The sequence below is a fragment of the Sporosarcina sp. P13 genome, from assembly GCF_002743055.1.
Taxonomy (GTDB): domain Bacteria; phylum Bacillota; class Bacilli; order Bacillales_A; family Planococcaceae; genus Sporosarcina.
The window spans coordinates 1-1,757 of record NZ_PDYM01000077.1 but is presented as its reverse complement, the minus strand read 5'-3'; the positions used below and the strand labels follow the sequence as shown (position 1 = coordinate 1,757).

At 38.6% G+C, this 1,757-nt stretch carries 1 protein-coding gene; it reads left to right on the top strand.

Annotated elements, in window-relative coordinates; all coding sequences use genetic code 11:
• Positions 1-653: 653 nt before the first annotated feature.
• Complete coding sequence (gene ctaG / locus CSV79_RS16395) at positions 654-1,577, top strand: cytochrome c oxidase assembly factor CtaG (protein WP_199171951.1); 924 nt, start codon at positions 654-656, stop codon at positions 1,575-1,577.
• Positions 1,578-1,757 lie beyond the last annotated feature (180 nt).

The window sequence follows — 1,757 nt, the reverse complement described above, 5'->3', positions numbered from 1 at the left end:
CGACGCTTCGATCACTTTAGAGCGAAGATCTTATTAACTATTAAGTATAAAGAAATTGGGGTTCATTTAGGGTGACGTGGATTATCGGTCACCCCAACATTTGACGTTGAACCTTTTTTATTTGGATAAAGGAGTGGAGAGTGGAAGGGCAAGTGGTTCGGGGTTTACTTTACAGAGGGGGACGCTTCAATCTTATAGGTAGAATACAAGTAATTTGAGTCTTCATTGTAGTTTTCAAGTGACGTAGTGTTTGGTCTTCATCTTTTAGATTCAAATAAAATGATTAAATCAAAAGCTGAACGTCCCACTTACTTACTTCAGAAAAAAACACTAGTGAAGCGAAGTGTAAGGCGGCGACTTGGGGAGGATCACCGTGGGACCTCCCGAACTGCGTCCGCCTGGAACGAAGCGAAACGGTATCCTATCCCATTTTTTGAATTTTGTTAAGTATGCATCACACTTCGCCTGAAAATGAAATTGTCAAAGTTCGTACATTGAGTTCTGGGAACTATGCTCGTATAATTAGATATGAGTGGATTATTGTTAGGTATTTGCTGTGCCATGACTCATTATTCCAAAAGGAAATCCCGCAGCATAGAATCTTGCATAAAACATGGAAGCAGTAATGTCATCACAAAAGGAGAGTGACTGTTTTGCCTTTAAGTATTTTCGGTTTTCGGGCTTTATGGAGTCCTTATTTCTTATTAGCAATCTTACTTGGAGTTGTTCTATATTATCTGATCACGGTCAAATGGAGAGGGCGTTTTGAAGGGTCTGAATCTGTAACAAAACGTCAGATCAGCTATTTCTTAGCTTCGATGGTCCTACTTTATATCGTGAAGGGATCACCGATGGATTTGATGGGACACATTTTATTCTCTGTCCATATGGCTCAAATGGCGATGTTGTTATTAATCGTTGCACCGTTTTTAATTGTTGGAATTCCTAATTGGATATGGGAAAAACTTTTAGCCAAAAAGATTTTCAATAAATTATTTATGCTCTTTACTAAACCAATTATCAGTTTATTAGTATTTACTCTTATGTTTTCAATGTATCATTATCCGTTAATATTAGATCAAGTGAAGTTGAGCATACTACTACATACGATCTTTACTGTCACGCTATTCATGTCTGCCGTATTTCTGTGGTGGCCAGTAATTAATACAGTGAAAGGTCAGCCGCAACTTCATGGTTTAAAGAAGATTGGTTATGTCATTTTAAGTGCACTACTGATCACGCCAGCATGTTCTTTAATTATTTTCGTAGATGTACCTGTATATGAAACGTATGCGAGCGGTGAGGCGTGGTTAAAAGCGATGGCTTTATGCGTGCCTAGCTCTACACTTGCTGGCCTGTCTGGGCTTGGAATTTCAGGTCCTGAACTGTTTACGGACATGCCTACACTTTACGATCAGCAATTAGGTGGCATCTTGATGAAAGTTATTCAAGAAATTATTTATGTAGTGATAATTGGTCGTATATTCTTAAGCTGGTCTCAGTATGAAAAAGACAATGCTGATGAAATTACACGTCAAGACTTACTCAAGCGTCAAAAATTGACGATGCATGGGTAATTGCTTTATGTGTTTTATCAAGGCGGAGAAACTACTTCCGTTTTCAGGTTCAACGTCAAATGTTGGGGTGACCGATAATCCACGTCACCCTAAATGAACCCCAATTTCTTTATACTTAATAGTTAATAAGATCTTCGCTCTAAAGTGATCGAAGCGTCGATAGCCATAGGCATTGCGTTT